Source organism: Acetobacter nitrogenifigens DSM 23921 = NBRC 105050, assembly GCF_000429165.1.
GTDB classification, from domain to species: domain Bacteria; phylum Pseudomonadota; class Alphaproteobacteria; order Acetobacterales; family Acetobacteraceae; genus Acetobacter; species Acetobacter nitrogenifigens.
Genome location: NZ_AUBI01000002.1, coordinates 100,538 through 118,933, shown reverse-complemented (window position 1 = coordinate 118,933; position 18,396 = coordinate 100,538). Strand labels below are relative to the sequence as shown.

Sequence of the window (18,396 nt, the reverse complement as noted above, 5' to 3'; positions counted from 1 at the left end):
TCCACCTGCGCCGAAGGACGAAGTCATGATTCTCGGACTGGGCATGGACCTGTGCGACATGCGGCGCATCGAGCGCTCCATCCAGCGTTTCGGTGATCGCTTTCTTGAGCGCGTGTTCACTGAGCAGGAACGCGCGCGCGCCGAACGTCGAAGCGGACAGGCGCGCATCGGCGCCTATGCGAAGCGGTGGGCGGCCAAGGAAGCGTGCTCCAAGGCGCTCGGGACCGGATTTTCGAATGGCGTGTTCCACAGCACGATGGGCGTACGCAATCTGCCCTCCGGCCAGCCTACGCTCGCGCTGACGGGCGGCGCCGCTGCGCGGCTTGCAGCGCTTACGCCGCCAGACATGGTGGCGCGTCTTTTCCTGACGATGACTGACGATACGCCCTACGCACTGGCTCAGGTCATCATCGAAGCCTTGCCGGCCTGATCGTCAACGTCGGCTTCGGGCCTCGAACGAAGCGGGTCCGGGATTGCACCGGGGCAGGCTCCCCGAAACAGAGTCGCTTGACAGGGAAGGGGGTGGGCGGCTTCATCCGCCGGCTGACGTCGTCGTTGTTGACGACGTGTCACGATTGGGGTTCGCGTCGATCGTGAGCGATCGCCGGAAGCTGTCGCGAGCGATGGCGCCGCGGCGGGCGATGTGGAAGACCTTCTCGATGGAGTACAGTGACGATATGGCTTCCACGCAGGACACGGCGCAGACTTCGCCCTCGTTCATTCAGAATCTGATCGAAACCGCTCGCTCGTTCGTTACGATCGTTCTGGTCGTCGTTGTCGCCCGGACGTTTTTTTTCGAGCCGTTCAATATCCCGTCCGGCTCCATGATCCCGACCCTGCAGGTCGGCGATTACCTCTGGGTTTCGAAATACAGCTACGGCTATTCGCGATTTTCGTTCCCTTTTTCGCCGGACATCTTCAGCGGTCGCATTTTCTACCATGAACCGCATCGTGGCGATGTGGCCGTGTTCCGGTTCACCAAGGACAACTCGATCGATTACGTGAAGCGCATCGTCGGGTTGCCCGGCGACCATGTGCAGGTGCGCGGCGGGCTGCTTTTCCTCAACGGGCAGCAGGTTTCCTGTCCTCCGGCGGGTGACTACACCGCTATCGACGAACACCATACCCACATGGAGGGGCAACTGTGCCTGGAGACTCTGCCCGGCGGCCGGACTCAGCCGCCCCAGGGGCACGAGATCCTGAAACTCACGGATGAGGGCATGCAGAACGACACGCCGGACTACGTCGTGCCGCCCGGTCATTTCTTCGCCATGGGCGACAATCGCGACGACAGCGCCGACAGCCGTTTCATGGGCGACGACCCGGAGGATCTGGGGTTCGTGCCCATAGAGAATCTCGTTGGACGGGCGCAGTTGGTGTTCTTCTCCGTCGATATGACTCACCCCTGGTGGCAGATCTGGGCGTGGCCGTCCGAGATCCGCTGGAGCAGGTTGCTGAAAGGCGTTCACTGAGTCATGAGCGGCTCAAACCCGGCCGAGCTCGAGCGGCTGCAGCAGGCGATAGGGCATCAGTTTCGCGCCCCGGATCTTCTGCGGGAGGCGCTGACGCACCGATCGGCGGCGCATCAACGCGCCACCGGGCGCGGTAAGCGCGCGACGCGTGGCGCCGGGTCAAATGAACGTCTCGAGTTCATTGGCGACCGCGTGCTTGGCCTGCTGATGGCGGAATGGCTGCTGGAGCGGTACCCGGCGGAGCAGGAAGGGGCGCTCGGCTCACGTCACGCTCAGCTGGTTTCGCGGACGACTCTCGCTGAAGTGGCGCTGGCGCTGGATATTCCCGCCGCCCTCGATGTGGCGGCACATGAAGAGCGGATCGGAATCCGCAACACCGCGAACGTGCTGGCGGATGCGGTCGAGGCGCTGCTTGGCGCGCTTTATCTCGACGACGGCCTCGCCCCGGCTCGCGTGCTGGTGCGGCGTTTCTGGACCGACGCGATTGTAGCGCAGGGGCGCCCGCCGAAGGACCCGAAGACTGCGCTGCAGGAATGGGCGCTGGCGCGGGGGCTGGCGCTGCCTGCTTACGAAATGCTAAGCGCCGACGGTCCCTCCCACGCGCCGCGTTTTGTCGTGCAGGCGCATGTGGCCGGTTTTTCCGGTCAGGGAGAGGCAGGAAACAAGAGGGCGGCGGAAAGCGCCGCCGCCGCCGATCTGCTGACGCGTTTCGGCGCCTCCTCGTGAACGGGCTGTACAGGCCGAAAGGGCGCCAAGGGCGATGACACAGGAAACCCGCTGCGGATTCGCGGCTCTGGTGGGCGCGCCCAACGCGGGCAAGTCGACGCTTCTCAACAAGATGGCTGGCGCTAAACTGTCGATCGTCAGCCCGAAGGCGCAGACGACCCGCTTCCGCGTGCTCGGCATTCTGATGCGCGAGAGCACGCAGATATTGCTGGTGGACACGCCGGGCATCTTCAAGCCGCGCCGCAAGTTGGATCGCGCCATGGTCGCAGCGGCATGGGCGGGGGCGGAGGACGCCGACGTCACGCTGCTGCTGATTGACGCGCGCTCGGGCCTCGACGAGGCGGCGCGCGCGGTGGTGGAGCATCTCGCGAAAGCGAAACGACGCGTGTGGCTCGTGCTCAACAAGACGGATCTGGTGCCCGCTCCGGCGCTGTTGCCGCTTACGGCGGAAATTTCGGGCATGATCGACGTCGAGCACGTGTTCATGATCAGCGCGCGCACGGGCGGCGGCGTCGACGACCTGCTTGACGCGCTGGCGGGAGCGTTGCCGCCCGGACCGTATCTCTACCCCGAAGACGATCTGACCGATCTTCCCGACCGTCTTCTGGCGGCGGAACTGGTCCGCGAGCAGGTATTCCTGCAGACGCACGAGGAAGTGCCATACGGCGCGACCGTGGAGACCGAGAGTTTCACGGAACGCCCGGATGGTTCTGTGCGGATCGACGTCACAATCTATGTTGGTCGCGCCAGCCACAAGGCGATTCTGATCGGGGAGAAGGGAAAGCGCATCCGCGAGATAGGCGAGCGGGCCCGCAAGCAGTTGGGATCGTTGCTTGAGCGCACGTGCCATCTGTTCCTGAACGTAAAAGAGCGAGCCGGGTGGGATGAGGAGCGCGCCCGTCTGCGCGCCATCGGGCTGGACGACAACGCCTGAGGCGCCAGTCTTCGAGCTCCGCCGTTGGAAAACTGTTAATGGTCGGCGTCCATCGGTCTCGTTAACGAGAAAGGCGTCGCCAGTGCTTGTGGCGACCGCGCGTGAGCGATATGACGGGCGACGGAAACGCGCTCCGGGGTTCAGATATTTCGGTTGCGTGGATCATCCCTGACAGTCTGCGCATCGAGGCCCAATGACCGAAAGCACCGACGCCGCTCCCGCCGCCCGGCGAGTTCTCCTGAAGATATCCGGGGAGGCGCTGATGGGCGCCGGTCAGTATGGCGTTGACGCCAATACCGTCGACCGTATCGCCGCGGACGTCGCGGCGGTCTCTGGCAGCGGCGTCGAGGTTTGCCTTGTCGTCGGCGGCGGCAACATCTTTCGCGGGCTGACCGCTGCTGCGCGCGGCATGGACCGGGCGCAGGGCGACTACGCCGGGATGCTGGCTACGGTCATCAACGCGCTGATGGTGCAGAACGCTCTTGAGCGAGAGGGCGTTCCCACGCGCGTCATGTCGGCCATTCATATGTCGTCCATCGCCGAGCCGTATATCCGGCGTCGCGCAGTTCGTCATATGGAGAAGGGCCGCGTCGTGATTTTCGCCGCCGGGACCGGCAACCCCTTCTTCACCACCGACACCGCCGCGGCGCTTCGCGCTGCGGAAATGGACTGCGATTGTCTTCTGAAGGGCACACAGGTGGATGGCGTTTACAGCGCCGACCCTCGCAAGAACCCGGACGCAGAGCGCTATGAGCAGCTCACTTATCTCGAAGTTCTGGCCCGTGACCTGAACGTCATGGACGCAGCCGCGATCAGCCTCGCACGAGAAAATCGCCTGCCGATCATCGTGTTCAACATTCACGAGGCGGGCGCGTTCGAGCGCGTCATGAAGGGCGAAGGCAAGTTTACGCGAATCGAGGAGGTGTCCTGATCGAAAGTCAGGCGCCGTCGGGACTGTAACGTCCGCCTTTGACGAGGCTGAGTTTGACGCTTCCCGACCTTGCGGGTCGGGGTTTAGAGGCGACGGCCCCTGTGCCGTCCCAATCAGTTTGTGGGAGAGCCGTTGTGGCTGATCTGGACACGCTTACAGAAGATCTGACACGCCGGATGGAAGGCGCGCTCGAAAGCCTGCGCCGGGATTTCGCCGGTTTGCGGTCCGGGCGCGCGAACGCGGCCCTGCTGGAGCCTGTCCGGGTCGAAGCCTATGGCGGCGAGGTTCCTCTGTCTCAGGTCAGCACCATCGCCGTTCCGGAAGCGAGGATGCTGACGGTTCAGGTCTGGGACCGGGCTCTGGCGGGCGTTGTGGAGAAGGCGATTCGCGACGCGGGACTGGGGCTGAACCCGGCTGGCGAGGGGCAGACTATCCGTGTGCCGATTCCCCAGTTGACCGAAGAGCGCCGCAACGAGCTGGCCAAGGCCGCCGGTCGCTATTCCGAAGGCGCCAAGGTCGCCGTGCGCGGCGTCCGTCGCGACGGAATGGATCAGACGAAAGGGTTCGAAAAGAAGGGCGACATCAGCCAGGACGACGTCAAGGCGTGGTCGGACTCGATCCAGAAACTCACGGATCAGTATGTAAAGAAGATCGACGAAATGCTCGCGGACAAGGAACGCGAGATCAAGCAGGTCTGAAACACGTCATGTCATCCACGACGGGCGCGGCCGTATCGAGCGCGTCGCCCGCCTCCACTGCCTCGAACGCGCATCTTCCGGTCCATGTCGCCATTATTATGGACGGCAACGGACGTTGGGCGGCTGCGCGGGGACTGCCAAGGGTCGCCGGTCATCGCGCCGGGGCCGAGGCCGTGTCTCGCTGCCTGCGGGCCGCAAAGGCCAAGGGCGTCGAGTATCTGACGCTTTATGCGTTTTCTTCGGAAAACTGGCGCCGCGAACCGACCGAAGTCGCGGATCTGACCAGCCTGCTGAAGTATTACCTGCGCCACAAGGTTGCTGAACTGCACAAGGAAGGCGTGCGAATCCGCTTCGTCGGCGATCTGGGCCGTTTCGGTCCCGATCTGGTCGCCGAACTGGAGCGCGCGGAAGCCCTCACGGCCAGCAACACCCAGCTGACCCTTCTGCTGGCTCTCTCCTATGGCGGACGCGGCGATATCGTGCACGCCGCGCGCGCGCTGGCGGAGGCCGTGCAGCGGGGGGATATCGCGTTGTCCGCGATCGATGAAACGGCGCTGTCGGCGCGTCTGCTGACGGCGGGCGTGCCCGATCCGGACGTCATCGTGCGCACCAGCGGCGAGCATCGCCTGTCCAACTTCCTGCTCTGGCAGAGCGCTTACGCGGAACTGGTGTTCCTCGATACGCTTTGGCCGGATTTCGACGAGGCGTCCTTTACACGGGTGCTCGACATTTACGCGCGACGCGAACGGCGCTTCGGCGCCCGCCCGGCGTGACCTTGGCTCCCGCGCAGCCGTCCAGCGTCATGCCCGGCCGAGACTGGCGCGATCTGCGTCCCCGCCTCCTCTCGGCTCTTGCGCTCATCATCGTCGCCGTTCTAGCGATCAGCCTTGGTGGGTACGCATACGGCCTGCTCATTATCGCGACGATGGCGGGAATGGCTGCGGAGGGAGCTGCCCTGTTCGCGCTCTCTCCGCGCTCGTGGCGCGGCGCGCTCTTTGTTGCGTGGTCTTTTTGCGCAGGCCTTTCGGCGTTCTGCGGGCGGTGGGAAGCCACGCCCGCCTTCGCCATGACGGCTTTCGTCTTCGGGCCGCCGCTGTGGCTGATGAACGCCGTGATCGCCGCTGGCGGTCTTTCTCTCATGTGGCTCCGGCTGGGCGCGGATTGCGGCGTCTGGGCCGTCGTGTTCGTGATCGCCGTGGTCGTGTCGAGCGACAGCGCCGCCTATGTCACCGGGCGGATGATTGGCGGCCCGAAGCTCGCGCCGCGCATCTCTCCCGGCAAGACGCGGTCGGGCGCAGTCGGCGGATTGCTGGGCGCCGTCATGGCGGGGCTCGTGGTCGCGACAATTTCGGGCGCAGGGTTTGCCGCCCGCGGCGCCGGGTGGGCGTTGCTTCTGGGGATAGCGGCGCAGGCGGGAGATCTCGCGGAAAGCGCAGTCAAGCGCGCGAGAGGCGTCAAGGATTCCGGGCGTTTGCTGCCGGGGCATGGCGGTCTGCTGGACCGTTTCGACGCGTTGCTCGCCGCAGCGCCTCTGGCGGCCCTGTTGTCGTTGCTGGCGAAACCGGGGCTTCCGTTCTGGTCTGCCGGCTTTGACGATCTGGCGCGGGGGCTGGGGCGTTTCCTCGGTGGATGAGGCGTGGTCTGGCGCAAGGGGCAGGCTCGCCGCCGGCGGCGAATGCGGGTAATGTGGGATGGTTATGAAAACGGTTAACATTCTGGGATGCACCGGCAGCATCGGTTGCTCCACTGTCGATCTGGTCAGACAGGCTGGCGCCGACGTTTCCGTCCGAGTGCTGGTGGGGGGACGCAACGTCGCCGCTCTGGCCGAGCAGGCCCTCTCGTTGCGCGCGGAAATAGCGGTCATCGCCGACGAAGGAGCTCTCTCCGAGCTTCGCGAACGTCTTGCGGGATCTGGCGTCGAAGCTGCCGGCGGCCGCGCCGCCGTAATCGAGGCTGCAGGGCGAGAGGTCGACTGGACGATGGCCGCTATTACCGGAGCGGCCGGTCTGGAACCCACGCTGGCTGCGATCCGCAATGGCAAGACTGTGGCGCTGGCCAACAAGGAAGCTCTTGTCTGCGCGGGCGACGTGATGCTCCGCGCCATCAGAGATGCCGGCGCGACGCTGCTTCCTGTCGACTCGGAACACAACGCGGTCTTTCAGGCGATGGCCGACCGTCAGACCGATCAGGTCGAGAAAATCATCCTTACGGCGTCGGGCGGACCATTCCGTAGCGCCACGCTGGAGACGATGGAGGCCGCGACGGCCGCCCAGGCGCTGAAACACCCGACCTGGACCATGGGCGCAAAGATCAGCATCGACTCCGCGACGATGTTCAACAAGGGGTTGGAGGTCATCGAGGCCGCGCGGATATTCGATCTGACTGAAGACCGGATCGACGTGCTGGTGCACCCTCAGTCGGTCGTCCACAGCCTGGTGCAATACACCGACGGGAGCCTGATCGCGCAGCTCGGGTCAGCGGATATGCGAATTCCCATCGCGCACTGCCTCGCCTGGCCGCGCCGGATGGCTACGAACTCGCCCCGTCTGGATCTAGCGGAGTATGGCTCGCTGACGTTCGAGGCGCCGGACGAGGTTCGTTTTCCGGCCCTGCGCCTCGCCCGTCGGGCGCTGCGTGAGGGCGGGGCGTCCTCTGCGATCCTTTCCGCCGCCAATGAAATTGCGGTCGAGGCGTTCCTTGCTGGCCAGATCGGTTTTCTCGATATCGCCCGCGTCGTGGAGAAAGTGATGGACGCGCTCGGCGCTCCACCGATCGACGATCTGGACGCCGTTCTTCACTGGGATGCGGAAGCGCGGCGGGCGGCTTCGACGCGTACGATCCAGCGCGCCGCGTGACGTCCTTAGTTCGCCGGTCCCCAAGGAGCCATGCCGATGCATGAAGCGATCCGCACAATCCTGTCGTTCGTCGTCGTGCTCGGCGTGCTCGTGTTCATCCACGAGTTGGGTCATTACCTCGCGGCCCGGTGGCGGGGCGTAAAGGTCGAGACGTTCTCAATCGGCTTTGGCCCGCCGCTCTGGCGCTGGACCGACAAGGCCGGGACGGAGTGGCGCGTCGGGCCGATCCCCTTGGGCGGCTTCGTGAAGCCGCACGGCTTTGAGGGGCCTGAGGAAGCGACGGACGAGCAGAAAGCCGCCTGGGAACCCGGACGCACGTTCCACGACAAGCCGGTGGGTTCGCGCGCCATCGTCATTCTTGCGGGGCCGGTTTTCAATTTTCTTCTCGCCTTCCTGCTGTTCTCCGCGTTGTTCGCGTTCTGCGGTCGCCCGGAAGCGCGTAACGAAGTGAACGCCGTGTCGCCGGGCAGCGCTGCCGCTGTGGCCGGCGTTGTTCCGGGCGACGCGATTATCGCGGTTGGCGACACGTCGACGCCCGAGGTGACGACGGTGCAGAGCGTGGTGGCGGCGGCTCCGGGCAAGGCGACAACGCTGCATGTGCGCCGTCACGGCGAGGACGTCTCCCTGCCCGTGACGATCGGCAGCGTCTCGGCCTCCGGCAAGGCAGGCCCTGTCGGCCAGCTTGGCGTTACTTTCGCCACGATCACGAGCGCGCCCCTGTCTCCCGGAGCGGCTGTGGTCGCGGGAGCGCGTGAGACGTGGTCGGTGACAGTGCAGACGCTGGATGGTCTCTGGCAGATGGTCACAGGCCGGCATACGGCGCGAGATCTTGGCGGACCGCTGCGGATCGCGCAGATGTCGGGGCAGGTGGCGCAGTACGGCGTCGCCAGTCTGGTGTCGTTCATGGCGCTTCTGTCGGTCAATCTCGGTTTGATCAACCTCTTCCCCGTGCCGATTCTCGACGGCGGACGTCTGGTGTTCTACGCGATCGAGGCGATCCGTGGACGTCCCGTGCCGCGCAAGGTGCAGGAACTCGGGTTTCAGGCCGGTTTCGCGTTGATCGCCTGCCTGTTTCTTTTCTCCACGTTCAACGATCTTTCCAGCTTTGGTCTGTTCAAATGGGTCGCGTCGCTGGCTGGGTGAGAGCGCGGAAAGCTTTAGCGTAATGCTTGGGCGTGTTTCGTAATGTTCCGGGCGCTTGCGCCCCCGGCGACATTTCGGATAGTTCCGCGAGTGTATTCGGGAGCATATGTCCCGATCAGGCGTCTGTTCCGGTTTCGCAGGCGCGGCGGCATTTGGGTTCGCGCCCGCATTTCCGCTATGCTTGAAAAGCGGGTCGGGTTGACGAGCCTATTCGCGAGTGAGTTTGGTCGTGGCAGCGGGAGCCTTGCTCCCCGTCGGAGAGGTGCTGGTCTTGAAGAGTAAACGTAAGGCTTTGCTCGCTTCGGTTTGCTTGCTGCCAATGCTTATGGGGTCGAAAGCGTCCGCGCAGTTCGCCCCGGCCAGGCGTCATACCGCCGTCGAACACAATGGGGCCGCCGAGCGCGAGCGCCACTCGTCGGGTCAGGTCATCGAGAACATCGAGGTCCATGGCAACGACCGGATCGAGGCCAGCACGGTCCTGTCCTATATGGTGGTGCGCACGGGCGACACTTTCAACCAGGACAATCTCGATCGTTCCCTGAAGACCCTTTACGCCACGGGGTTGTTCAAGGACGTCACGCTGCACCGCTCTGGCGACACTCTGCAGGTGCAGGTCGTCGAGAACCCTATCGTCAACCGCATCGTCTTCGAGGGCAACCACGCCGCCAAGGATGAGGACTTACGCAAGGTGATCGCCCTGCGCTCGCGCGCAGTGTTCTCCCAGCAGACGACCGCCGCCGATCGTCAGAAGATTCTTGAGGTGTACGCCCAGAAGGCGCGGTACGGCGCCGATGTGACGCCGCAAATCGTTCGACTTGCGCATAATCGCGTCGACGTGGTGTTTCAGGTCAACGAGGGGCCTCAGACGCTGATCCGTAAGATTTCTTTCGTCGGGAACAAGAACTTCAGCGAAGCGCGTCTCGCCGGAGTGGTTTCCTCGAAAGAAACGCAGTGGTACCGGTTCTTTTCGTCCTCGGACGAATACAACCCGGAGCGTCTGCGTTACGACGCCGAATTGCTGCGTCGTTTCTATCTGGCTAACGGCTTCGTCGATTTCCAGATGATCAACGCGACGGGTGAATTGTCGCCCGACCGGAAATCCTTCTACGTCACGTTCACGCTGAACGAAGGCCCGCGCTACCGGCTCGGCAAGATGGACATCCGCTCCAGTCTTCGCCACGTTCCGGCGGCGTCGCTGCGTAAATATATCGAGCTGTTTCCGAACCAGTGGTACGACGGCAACGCGGTTCAGCACAACGCGACGAACATGGAGGAGATCATCCAGTCGAAGGGCAACCCCTTCGCGGTGGTCCGTCCGGAAATCGCCCGCAATCCGGAAAAGCGCATCGTCAACCTGCTCTTCGACGTCAGCGAAGGGCCGCGCATGTATGTCGAGCGCCTCGACATCAACGGCAATACGATCACGCAGGACAGCGTTATCCGCAGGCAGTTGCCTATGGCGGAAGGCGATCCGTTCACCGCGATGTACAAGAAATACTCCAAGCAGGCGTTGCAGGATCTGGGCTATTTCAGCTCCGTCTCCATCGACCAGAGTCAGGGGTCTGCGCCGGACCGCGTCAACGTGGCGGCGAACGTCGTGGAAAAACCGACCGGCGAGTTCTCGCTCGGCGGCGGGTATTCGACGGACGTTGGCATCATCGGCAACCTGGGTCTCAAGCAGCATAACCTGCTCGGCAGTGGCGTCGACGCCGGTATTTCCGGCACCATGGCGTATTACCAGCGGCAGGTGGATCTCTCCGTCACGGATCCATACTTCCTGAACCGAAACCTCGTCGCGGGCGTCGATCTGTTTTACATCGAGAACAAGTATCAGACGTACCAGAACTATTCAGAAGGGCGGTATGGCGTCACCTTCCGTCTGGGTTACGCCTATACGAACCATCTGTCACAATCATGGAACTACTCGCTCATCCATCGTACTATCGGCGGGTCCTGGAGCGAGACGTCCTTCTACATTCTCGATCAGGCGGGCAGTTCGCTGCTGTCGCAGATCGGCACGACGCTCACCTACGACACGCGCGACAGCCGTCTGCAGCCGCATAAGGGTTTTGTGGCCCGTGTGGGCGGCGATTTCGCCGGGGCCGGCGGTGATGAAAAATACGTCCGTGGCAAGGTCGACGTCGGATATTACCTGCCGCTCGACGATATGATGGGCAACCACGACTGGACAGTCGCCTTTACCGCCGGCGCCGGCTATCTGGCGGACTGGGGCAATGGCCGTCACGACGTGATCGACAATTTCTATCTCGGCGGTCAGAATCTGCGCGGCTTCCTCGACGGTGGCGTGGGTCCCCGAGCAGTCGGGCAGACCACGGTGTCTCCGGCGGACGGCGCCATCCACTCGCAGGAAGACCTTCTGGGCGGGCGCTTCATCTATACGGGGTCAATGACGGTCAACTTCCCGATGCCGTTCGCGGCGGACATGGGTATCCGTGGCCGTTACTTTGTTGACACCGGCGCTCTGGCGGGCCTGCGTGTGAGAAACAATTACACCAACCCGAACCAGCTCAACTATTACCCATACAAATACGAGCGTGTTTCGGGCGACACCCTGACGCCGCGTATCAGCACCGGTCTGGGCTTCTCGTGGAAGAGTCCCTTCGGTCTCATTAACATCGATGCGGGCATTCCTGTCCTGCGTAAACGAAATGACCGCACGCAGCTGCTGCGCTTCGGCTTCGGTCAGCAATTCTGAGGTGACAATGTCTCGCTTGTCCGCAGCGGCGCTTCTCGCCGCCGCCGTTCTTGTCGTTCCCGGTCATTCCTTCATCGAGTCCGCCCATGCGCAGGCGGCTTCCAACTCCAGCGGCGGAGCCGGGTGGTTCGTGCCGAAGACGGCGCACCCCGCAGCGGCCCCGGCTCCTGCGCATATGTCGCGCCCCGCTCCGGTGCAGGCGCAGGAAGGTGATGGTCAGGATGGTGAGGAGGCTGACAACTCCCGTCCGCCGCCAGTGCTGCCACAGCCCAATATTCCGACTGCGCCCGAACTGCCGAAGGCGGCTCCGCCCCCGGCAGCCGTGATCGGCATCATCAGCGTCGCCGACGTGATGCGCCAGTCGATGGCAGGTCAGCAGGTCGAGCGCGAGCTTGGCGGTCGTCGCGACGCATTGGCGCAGGACGCGCAAAAGGCGCAGGCTGGCTGGCGCGATGAGCAGCAGAAACTGCAGGCCGCCGCCAAGACGATGTCCGCAGACCAGATTCAGGGCCAGGAACGCGCCCTGCAATCGCGCGTCATGAAGGCTCAGCGCGACTTCCGTGAGCGCAACCGGATCATCCAGGAAGCGGCGCAGGTCTCGCTCGGGCAGATCGAGCGAGAACTGGTGCAGGTCATTCAGCACGTCGCCTCGAGCCACGGCATGAACCTGATCATGCATAGCGAGCAGGTCGCGTTGCACGTCGACGGGCAGGACATCACGAACGAGGTCGCGACGCAGTTGAACGTCGTTCTGCCGAAAGTCTACATCCCGGCGCCGAACGAGGATCCGGAAGTGCTCGCGAAGTCCGGCAAGATGCCGACCACGGCGTCCGCGCAGGCTGCTGCTCCGGCTCCGGCCGCAGCGCCGAAATGAGCGTGACACGGTGAACCTCGCGCGATCTGAATCGGGAGCGGCGAGATGAGCGGCGTGGTGGAGCGCAGGCATGCGACGGCTGACCGGCGCTTTTTCGAGCGCGCCGGACCGTTCACGGCCGAGGCGTTGGCTGAGGCGGCGGGTGGTGACCTGCTCCCTCCGCGCGAGGGAGGCTTTCCTGAGGGAGGCTTCACCGGCATAGGGCCGCTTCAGGCGGCGGGGCCGACAGAGCTAAGCTTCCTCGACAACCGTCGTTATGCGGCCGCATTAGACGACACGCAGGCTGGTCTGGTGATTGTCGCCAAAGCCTTTGCGTCGCGAGTTCCTCCCGGTTGTGGCGCTATCGTGGTGGCGCAGCCCTATCTCGCCTGGTCGCGCGTCGCGCGCATGTTCCATCCTGCGCCAAAAGCGCGCGCCGGGGTCCACGCGACAGCGGTGATCGCCGCGTCCGCGCAGGTCGACGCTTCTTGTGAGGTCGGGCCCTTCGCGGTGATCGGAGAAGGCGTCGAGATCGGGGCCGGGACGATTATCGGCCCGCACGCCGTGATCGGCGACGGAGTCCGCATCGGCGCAGACTGCCGGATCAGCGCGCAGGTCGTGCTGTCCCATGCAGTGCTGGGCGACCGGGTTATACTCTTTCCCGGCGCACGCGTTGGACAGGACGGATTTGGTTTCGCCGTGGGGCCGCAAGGCTTCGAAACCGTGCCGCAACTTGGCGTCGTAATCCTTGAGGACGGCGTGGAAATCGGCGCCAACTCCACTATCGACCGTGGCTCGGTGCAGGACACGGTGATCGGCGCAGGATCGCGACTCGATAATCTGGTGCAGATCGGTCATAACGCTCGCCTTGGCAAAGGCTGTATCGTGGTCTCTCAGGCGGGGATTTCCGGTTCGACCGAACTTGGTGATTACGTCACCATCGCGGCGCAGGCGGGGCTGATCGGCCACATCAAAATTGGGACGAAAGCCCGTGTCGGTGCGCAATGCGGCGTGATGTCGGACGTTGAGGCCGGAGCCGATGTCATCGGAAGCCCGGCGATGCCGTTCCGAGAATTTTTTCGTAATGTTGCAACACTGCGTCGACTTTCTCGCCGCCCTGGTGTTGAAGAGGGCGCTGACGACAGCCAGTCGGAAGGAAAAGGCGGCGCGTGACGGGCGCGGCGCGATAACGGAGCGGTTTGACAGACGTGGATCAGGAACGCGAAACGCAGGACGCTGGCGCGACGACGCGCATCGAGACGGTCGACATCATGCGGATCATGGAAGCGATTCCCCATCGCTACCCATTCCTGCTGATTGATCGCATGGTGGATGTCGAACTCGGTCAGTCTGCGGTCGGGGTCAAGAACGTCTCTGTGAACGAGCCGTTTTTCCAGGGACATTTCCCCGCGCGCCCGGTGATGCCCGGCGTGTTGCTGATCGAAGCCATGGCGCAGACGGCGGCGACGCTCGTTGTGTTGACGCTTGGCGCGGCCTTCGAAGGCAAGCTCGTTTATTTCATGACGATCGAGGGTGCGAAATTCCGTCGTCCGGTAGGCCCCGGCGATCAGGTTCGCATCCATGTCGAAAAAGAGCGGCAACGCGCCAATGTCTGGAAGTTTCGCGGCGTGGCGCGTGTCGAAGGCGTCTCGGTCGCCGAGGCGACGTTCAGCGCCATGATTATGGACTGACATATCGCGGGGCGCTACGGAACCGCTCTGCGCCGGGCGGGTTTTGTATCGCGCTGATACGTTTACTTACCGCCTCCGGGGCGTGTTGAATCTTTTTATCGACCCGCGAATTGCCTTATTGCTCACCGATGGTTAGCTGAGGCGTCGATGGAGGTAGTTCTGGTTGAAACGGTGAATGCGGCGCGCTCAGAGAGCCGTGCCGGTCTGGAGTCAACGGCGCCGGGGATTCATCCCACTGCGCTGATTGCTCCCGGCGCGCGTCTGGGCGAGGGCGTGAAGATCGGTCCATGGTGCTCGATCGGGCCGGACGTCGTCGTGGGCGACGGCGTGGAGATGGTGGCGAATGTCGTCGTCGATGGCTGCACCACGCTTGGCGCCGAATCGCGCTATTTCCCGTTTACGACGGTCGGCCTGGCTCCTCAGGATCTCAAATACAAGGGCGAGCCCACGCGCTGCGAGATTGGCGCGCGCACAGTGGTGCGCGAGCATGTGACCATCCATCGCGGCACGGTTACGGGGTCTGGCCTGACGCGCGTCGGGGCCGATTGCCTGATCATGGCTAACGCGCATGTCGCCCACGACTGCACGCTCGGAGACCGCGTGATCATCGTCAACAACGTCGTCATGGGGGGGCACGTCTCTATCGACGACGACGCCCGTGTCATGGGCTCGGCGGCGATACACCAGTTCGTCAGGATCGGGCGCGCAGCCCTTGTCGGCGGCGTGGCCGGCGTCGAAGCCGACGTCATTCCGTATGGCAGCGTCCTTGGAAACCGGGCGCGGTTGGTCGGGTTGCACTGGATCTGGCTGCGGCGCAACGGCGTCGACTCGGCTCAGATCCATCGGATGCGCAAGGCTTTTCAGGCGCTTTACCCGCGCGGCGGCGGAGACGACGTGTTCGCCCAGCGTATTGGCGTGGTGCGTGAGCAATACGGAAGCGATGCGAAGATCGAAGAAATCCTTCGCTTCATCGAAGCGCCGAGCCGTCGGGGTCTGGTCCGTGTGGCGCGCGAGGAATGTTCCAGCAGTGAGACTGAAGCGGGCTGATTGCCTGCGGCCCGGATGGTGACGGGAGATTGACGCCATTGTCCGAGAACGATCATGTTTCAGGCGCGCATGGCGTCGAAACTGCCGATAACGTAGGCATTCTGGCTGGCGGCGGACCTCTTCCGGGGCAAGTCGCCGCAGCCGTGGCGGCCTCGGGCCGCTCTCCGTTCATCGTCGCCTTTCAGGACTTCGCCGACCCGGCAGTGGTCGAGACGTGGCCGCATGTCTATGTGCGCCTCGCCGCTGCGGGTCGGATCCTGTCCGAACTGCGCGAGCATGGGTGTCGTGACATCGTCCTGATCGGTCCCGTGAAACGACCTTCACTGCGCGATATCCGCCCTGACGCGGAAGGCGCGCGTATCCTGACCCGTCTTGGCCGGGCGCTCTTCGCCGGGGATGACGGATTGTTGGGCGCGCTGGTGCGTGTTCTTGGCGAAGAAGGCTTCACAGTTCGCGGCGCACACGAGTTTCTGACGGCTTCGCTTGGGCGACTGGGCGCTCTGGGGCGCGTCCAGCCGGACGAGCGCTCTCTTTCCGATATTCGGCGGGGAATGGAGGTCGTGCGGACTCTCGGGCGTCTTGATATCGGTCAGGGGTGCGTGGTGCAGGATGGCGTCGTTCTGGCGGTCGAGGCCATGGAGGGCACCGACGCCATGCTGGACCGCGCTGGCGCGTGCCGACAGCCGGGAGAGGGGGGCGTTTTGGTCAAGCTGCTCAAGCCCGGGCAGGAGAGGCGGGCGGACATGCCGACCATCGGGCCGCAAACGATCGATCAGGCGGCGCGTTCGGGTCTGGCGGGCGTGGCGTTCGAAGCCGGGGGCACGCTTCTTACCGACCCGGCGGCCTGCATCACGGCGGCCGACCGTCTGGGTCTTTTCCTTTATGGTGTCGGGCACGCTGAACAGTCCGGGGCGTAGCCGCGGACAAGGTGCTGTTTTATTGAAGAAAGGCGTCGATTATGGCCAGTTATCTGCACACGATGGTGCGCGTGAAGAATCTGGACGCCAGCCTGGCGTTCTATCGCCTGCTCGGTATGCACGAATTGCGTCGGCGGGAAGTTCCTGATGGGAAATACACGCTTGTTTTCATTGGCTACGCAAGTAATGCCGAAGGGCAGGCCGAAATCGAGCTGACCTATAACTGGGGCAAGGACGATGGCTACGAGGTCGGGACGGGCTTCGGTCATTTCGCCGTTGGCGTGCCTGATGTGGCAGCGATGGTCGAGGCGGTGCGCGCGGGAGGCGGGAAGGTCACGCGCGAGGCAGGGCCGGTCAAGTTCGGCACGACCGTGATCGCTTTCGTTGAAGATCCTGATGGGTACAAGATCGAGCTTATCGAACGGCGCTGACGCTGAAACCAGCTGTTTTCACAAGGTTCACGCCACGTGTTCTCGCACGCGTGGCGTGAACTGCGTAACCAGACTTGGTTTGTTTTGCAGTAAATACGTCGCTCGCTGGTTCTGGCGCCGTGCAGGCGGAAGCGTCCGAGTGGAGGAGCGGCTTCGCAACGCAGCCGCCTGAACCCTTGCGCGTTCGCTCGTCTTCCCGGTTGCGGCGTCCGATTATCTGTTCCGGGCCATCCTGCTCGATGGGCTGTCACGACACCTCGCGAGCGCTCCTGAGTGGAGGGACGTCCGGCATCGGCGAGGTTTCTCTTAAGTCGTACGGCTGGAGGGTTGAGCGACAGTCGGCTGATTTGGAGCCTTATCCGGTCACACGGATTCACGGATAAGGTTCTAGTTTGTTGGTTTGTTGGTTTGTTGGTTTGGCGGGCTTCTTTATCCGATCAGCCGATTCCGTCTGATCGGATGATGCTCTAGCTGGCGGCCTTGATCAGGGCCGTCGTCCGGTCCAGCGCGTCCAGCACCTGCTCCGCGCGTCGACGGACCTCCGGGTCCGCGTGCGACGAAAGCTGGTCGGCGGACAGAACGGCGGGCGAGATCAACCCCCGCAGATCGTGGCGCAGTTTCGGTGATATCGTTGCGCTATTGTCCCCGGTTGCTCCGGGGGGAGCCATGTAAGCCGTCGTGGCGCGATTGTCGGACGGCTGTTCTGCCATTAGACCGTCCGGCGCTGGCGCGTTGCGTGCAGAATCGATTCGCAATGTGGGCGTAGCGGCGATCGCAGCGCCCAGCAGCGCGATAAAAATCGCGCCGCCTTGGGGAAGGGGGACGTATCGCGTGGCGATCGCGGTGGCGAACGCGATAAGGAAGACCGGGACCGTGAGGTAAGGGCGGCGCAAGCGTTGGCTCCTTCATGGCGGCGCCGTGTCCGGGCGCGTTGAAAACGGATGACGTGGCGACTCCGCATCCGCGCATCTCGCCGTTGACGCAGGGCGGTCCTCTCACTATAAGCCCGCCTTCCAGACGCTGGCGTTTTTCGCCGTGAGGCGTCGTGACATTTTTTTGTGTAGTTGACTGAGGAGTGCCACCGTGAAGCGCACGTATCAACCGTCCAAGCTGGTCCGCAAGCGCCGTCATGGTTTCCGCGCTCGCATCGCTACCGTCGGCGGCCGCAAGGTTGTCGCCAATCGTCGTTCGAAGGGGCGCAAGCGCCTCTCCGCCTGATCAGGCGATGACGTCCGGGGAAACGCTCCCCGGAAAGGAGCGCGTCGTGCAGGATCAGCGCTCTTCGCGGCTCAAGAAGCGCGCGCAATTTCTGGCCGTGGCCGCGAAGGCGCGCAAGGCGCCGACGCCGGGACTCGTTCTGCAAGTTCTCAGTCGCAATGACGGAGAGCCAGGGCGGGTGGGCTTCACCGTCACAAAAAAAGTCGGAAACGCGGTCGTTCGCAACCGAGCGAAACGCCGCCTCCGCGAGGCCATAAGATCCGTCGAAAGCGACGTTTCGTTGAATGGTCTGGATTTGGTGGTGATAGGCCGAATCGGAACGGGCGACCGTCCTTTTCCTGAGCTTATCGCGGATCTGCGGCGCGCGTTGAAGAAGACCGGGGCGTTGTCGTGAGCGATGACGCCGGTCGCAGCATGCTCGGGCGTTGCGCCTGTGGAGCGTTGATCGGCGGCATGCGCCTCTGGCAAATCGTCGGGCGCCCCGTTGCCGGGCCAAACTGCCGCTTCCATCCTTCATGCAGCGAGTACGGCGTGGAAGCTGTTCAGGTGCATGGCGCGCTACGTGGAAGCTGGCTTGCCGCCAGCCGCATCTTGCGCTGCAACCCGTGGAATCCAGGCGGATACGATCCTGTGCCTCTGGCAGGTTCGAGCGAGGCTGCGGTCGCGGCAGTCGACTCTGCTAAGGGAGTCTCCACGCAATAGGGCGTCTATAAGCCCAACCCATCTGGCGTTCCCTGACAAGTTCGGTATGAGGGACGCAAATG

21 protein-coding genes are annotated in these 18,396 nt (G+C 63.7%); 20 read left to right on the top strand and 1 reads right to left on the bottom strand.

Annotated features, from left to right (window positions below):
* Positions 1-25: 25 nt before the first annotated feature.
* From acpS to gloA, 17 genes are all read left to right on the top strand, one after another.
* Positions 26-430 carry a holo-ACP synthase gene (gene acpS / locus G442_RS0103420; protein WP_026396848.1) on the top strand — a complete coding sequence of 135 codons (405 nt, stop codon included), beginning with the start codon at positions 26-28 and terminating at the stop codon, positions 428-430.
* 247 nt (positions 431-677) lie between these two features.
* Positions 678-1,472, top strand: a complete 795-nt coding sequence (gene lepB, locus G442_RS0103415) for a signal peptidase I (protein ID WP_026396847.1) — start codon at positions 678-680, stop codon at positions 1,470-1,472.
* A 3-nt stretch (positions 1,473-1,475) separates the two neighbouring features.
* Entirely contained in the window at positions 1,476-2,198 is a 723-nt protein-coding gene (gene rnc, locus G442_RS0103410) for a ribonuclease III (protein WP_026396846.1), read from the top strand.
* A gap of 34 nt (positions 2,199-2,232) precedes the next feature.
* Positions 2,233-3,132, top strand: coding sequence for a GTPase Era (gene era, locus G442_RS0103405; RefSeq protein WP_026396845.1), 900 nt, complete (start codon positions 2,233-2,235; stop codon positions 3,130-3,132).
* A 193-nt stretch (positions 3,133-3,325) separates the two neighbouring features.
* The gene (gene pyrH, locus G442_RS0103395) at positions 3,326-4,063 is read left to right on the top strand and encodes a UMP kinase (RefSeq protein WP_026396844.1); all 738 of its coding nucleotides are present in this window, start codon (positions 3,326-3,328) and stop codon (positions 4,061-4,063) included.
* A 176-nt stretch (positions 4,064-4,239) separates the two neighbouring features.
* Positions 4,240-4,761, top strand: a complete 522-nt coding sequence (frr, locus tag G442_RS0103390) for a ribosome recycling factor (protein ID WP_051291928.1) — start codon at positions 4,240-4,242, stop codon at positions 4,759-4,761.
* Between the two features lie 8 nt (positions 4,762-4,769).
* Positions 4,770-5,534 carry a polyprenyl diphosphate synthase gene (gene uppS / locus G442_RS20715; RefSeq protein WP_051291882.1) on the top strand — a complete coding sequence of 255 codons (765 nt, stop codon included), beginning with the start codon at positions 4,770-4,772 and terminating at the stop codon, positions 5,532-5,534.
* Between the two features lie 29 nt (positions 5,535-5,563).
* Positions 5,564-6,394 carry a phosphatidate cytidylyltransferase gene (locus G442_RS0103380; protein WP_051291927.1) on the top strand — a complete coding sequence of 277 codons (831 nt, stop codon included), beginning with the start codon at positions 5,564-5,566 and terminating at the stop codon, positions 6,392-6,394.
* 64 nt (positions 6,395-6,458) lie between these two features.
* Complete coding sequence (dxr, locus tag G442_RS0103375) at positions 6,459-7,616, top strand: 1-deoxy-D-xylulose-5-phosphate reductoisomerase (RefSeq protein WP_026396841.1); 1,158 nt, start codon at positions 6,459-6,461, stop codon at positions 7,614-7,616.
* 36 nt (positions 7,617-7,652) lie between these two features.
* Positions 7,653-8,759, top strand: coding sequence for an RIP metalloprotease RseP (gene rseP / locus G442_RS0103370; RefSeq protein ID WP_026396840.1), 1,107 nt, complete (start codon positions 7,653-7,655; stop codon positions 8,757-8,759).
* Between the two features lie 319 nt (positions 8,760-9,078).
* Positions 9,079-11,475 (top strand): outer membrane protein assembly factor BamA, encoded by a 2,397-nt coding sequence (gene bamA, locus G442_RS0103365; RefSeq protein WP_084440366.1) that lies wholly within the window; start codon positions 9,079-9,081, stop codon positions 11,473-11,475.
* Between the two features lie 7 nt (positions 11,476-11,482).
* Complete coding sequence (locus G442_RS0103360; protein ID WP_026396838.1) at positions 11,483-12,349, top strand: OmpH family outer membrane protein; 867 nt, start codon at positions 11,483-11,485, stop codon at positions 12,347-12,349.
* Between the two features lie 45 nt (positions 12,350-12,394).
* Positions 12,395-13,501 carry a UDP-3-O-(3-hydroxymyristoyl)glucosamine N-acyltransferase gene (gene lpxD / locus G442_RS0103355; RefSeq protein WP_035376141.1) on the top strand — a complete coding sequence of 369 codons (1,107 nt, stop codon included), beginning with the start codon at positions 12,395-12,397 and terminating at the stop codon, positions 13,499-13,501.
* A gap of 35 nt (positions 13,502-13,536) precedes the next feature.
* Positions 13,537-14,019: a 3-hydroxyacyl-ACP dehydratase FabZ gene (fabZ, locus tag G442_RS0103350; protein WP_026396836.1), complete on the top strand. Its 483-nt coding sequence runs from the start codon at positions 13,537-13,539 to the stop codon at positions 14,017-14,019.
* A 147-nt stretch (positions 14,020-14,166) separates the two neighbouring features.
* The gene (gene lpxA / locus G442_RS0103345; RefSeq protein ID WP_035376140.1) at positions 14,167-15,066 is read left to right on the top strand and encodes an acyl-ACP--UDP-N-acetylglucosamine O-acyltransferase; all 900 of its coding nucleotides are present in this window, start codon (positions 14,167-14,169) and stop codon (positions 15,064-15,066) included.
* 38 nt (positions 15,067-15,104) lie between these two features.
* On the top strand, positions 15,105-15,983 hold the full coding sequence (locus G442_RS20710; RefSeq protein WP_051291881.1) for an LpxI family protein: 879 nt from the start codon (positions 15,105-15,107) through the stop codon (positions 15,981-15,983).
* A 41-nt stretch (positions 15,984-16,024) separates the two neighbouring features.
* Entirely contained in the window at positions 16,025-16,414 is a 390-nt protein-coding gene (gloA, locus tag G442_RS0103335; protein ID WP_026396834.1) for a lactoylglutathione lyase, read from the top strand.
* Positions 16,415-16,881: 467 nt separating this feature from the next.
* Here the strand turns inward: gloA and G442_RS26065 are convergent, their stop codons facing one another.
* Entirely contained in the window at positions 16,882-17,307 is a 426-nt protein-coding gene (locus G442_RS26065; RefSeq protein ID WP_035376139.1) for a hypothetical protein, read from the bottom strand.
* 190 nt (positions 17,308-17,497) lie between these two features.
* Here G442_RS26065 and rpmH point away from each other — a divergent pair, with 190 nt between their 5' ends.
* From rpmH to yidD, 3 genes are read left to right on the top strand one after another with little or no spacing between them, the layout of a single operon-like run.
* A complete protein-coding gene (gene rpmH / locus G442_RS24235; protein WP_084440337.1) occupies positions 17,498-17,632 on the top strand; it encodes a 50S ribosomal protein L34 in 135 nt (44 codons plus the stop codon).
* Positions 17,633-17,639: 7 nt separating this feature from the next.
* Positions 17,640-18,026, top strand: coding sequence for a ribonuclease P protein component (gene rnpA / locus G442_RS0103320; protein WP_051291925.1), 387 nt, complete (start codon positions 17,640-17,642; stop codon positions 18,024-18,026).
* 20 nt (positions 18,027-18,046) lie between these two features.
* Complete coding sequence (gene yidD, locus G442_RS0103315) at positions 18,047-18,334, top strand: membrane protein insertion efficiency factor YidD (protein WP_035376171.1); 288 nt, start codon at positions 18,047-18,049, stop codon at positions 18,332-18,334.
* The last annotated feature ends 62 nt before the right edge of the window (positions 18,335-18,396 follow it).

Bases quoted from the DNA above. Each gene is read 5' to 3' on its own strand.
- rnc (WP_026396846.1), top strand. From the start codon at position 1,476: ATGAGCGGCTCAAACCCGGCCGAGCTCGAGCGGCTGCAGCAGGCGATA.
- era (WP_026396845.1), top strand. From the start codon at position 2,233: ATGACACAGGAAACCCGCTGCGGATTCGCGGCTCTGGTGGGCGCGCCC.
- G442_RS0103380 (WP_051291927.1), top strand. From the start codon at position 5,564: ATGCCCGGCCGAGACTGGCGCGATCTGCGTCCCCGCCTCCTCTCGGCT.
- lpxD (WP_035376141.1), top strand. From the start codon at position 12,395: ATGAGCGGCGTGGTGGAGCGCAGGCATGCGACGGCTGACCGGCGCTTT.
- gloA (WP_026396834.1), top strand. From the start codon at position 16,025: ATGGCCAGTTATCTGCACACGATGGTGCGCGTGAAGAATCTGGACGCC.
- lepB (WP_026396847.1), top strand. From the start codon at position 678: ATGGCTTCCACGCAGGACACGGCGCAGACTTCGCCCTCGTTCATTCAG.
- uppS (WP_051291882.1), top strand. From the start codon at position 4,770: ATGTCATCCACGACGGGCGCGGCCGTATCGAGCGCGTCGCCCGCCTCC.
- bamA (WP_084440366.1), top strand. From the start codon at position 9,079: ATGCTTATGGGGTCGAAAGCGTCCGCGCAGTTCGCCCCGGCCAGGCGT.
- rseP (WP_026396840.1), top strand. From the start codon at position 7,653: ATGCATGAAGCGATCCGCACAATCCTGTCGTTCGTCGTCGTGCTCGGC.
- acpS (WP_026396848.1), top strand. From the start codon at position 26: ATGATTCTCGGACTGGGCATGGACCTGTGCGACATGCGGCGCATCGAG.
- frr (WP_051291928.1), top strand. From the start codon at position 4,240: ATGGAAGGCGCGCTCGAAAGCCTGCGCCGGGATTTCGCCGGTTTGCGG.
- G442_RS0103360 (WP_026396838.1), top strand. From the start codon at position 11,483: ATGTCTCGCTTGTCCGCAGCGGCGCTTCTCGCCGCCGCCGTTCTTGTC.
- dxr (WP_026396841.1), top strand. From the start codon at position 6,459: ATGAAAACGGTTAACATTCTGGGATGCACCGGCAGCATCGGTTGCTCC.
- yidD (WP_035376171.1), top strand. From the start codon at position 18,047: ATGCTCGGGCGTTGCGCCTGTGGAGCGTTGATCGGCGGCATGCGCCTC.
- pyrH (WP_026396844.1), top strand. From the start codon at position 3,326: ATGACCGAAAGCACCGACGCCGCTCCCGCCGCCCGGCGAGTTCTCCTG.
- rnpA (WP_051291925.1), top strand. From the start codon at position 17,640: ATGACGTCCGGGGAAACGCTCCCCGGAAAGGAGCGCGTCGTGCAGGAT.
- lpxA (WP_035376140.1), top strand. From the start codon at position 14,167: ATGGAGGTAGTTCTGGTTGAAACGGTGAATGCGGCGCGCTCAGAGAGC.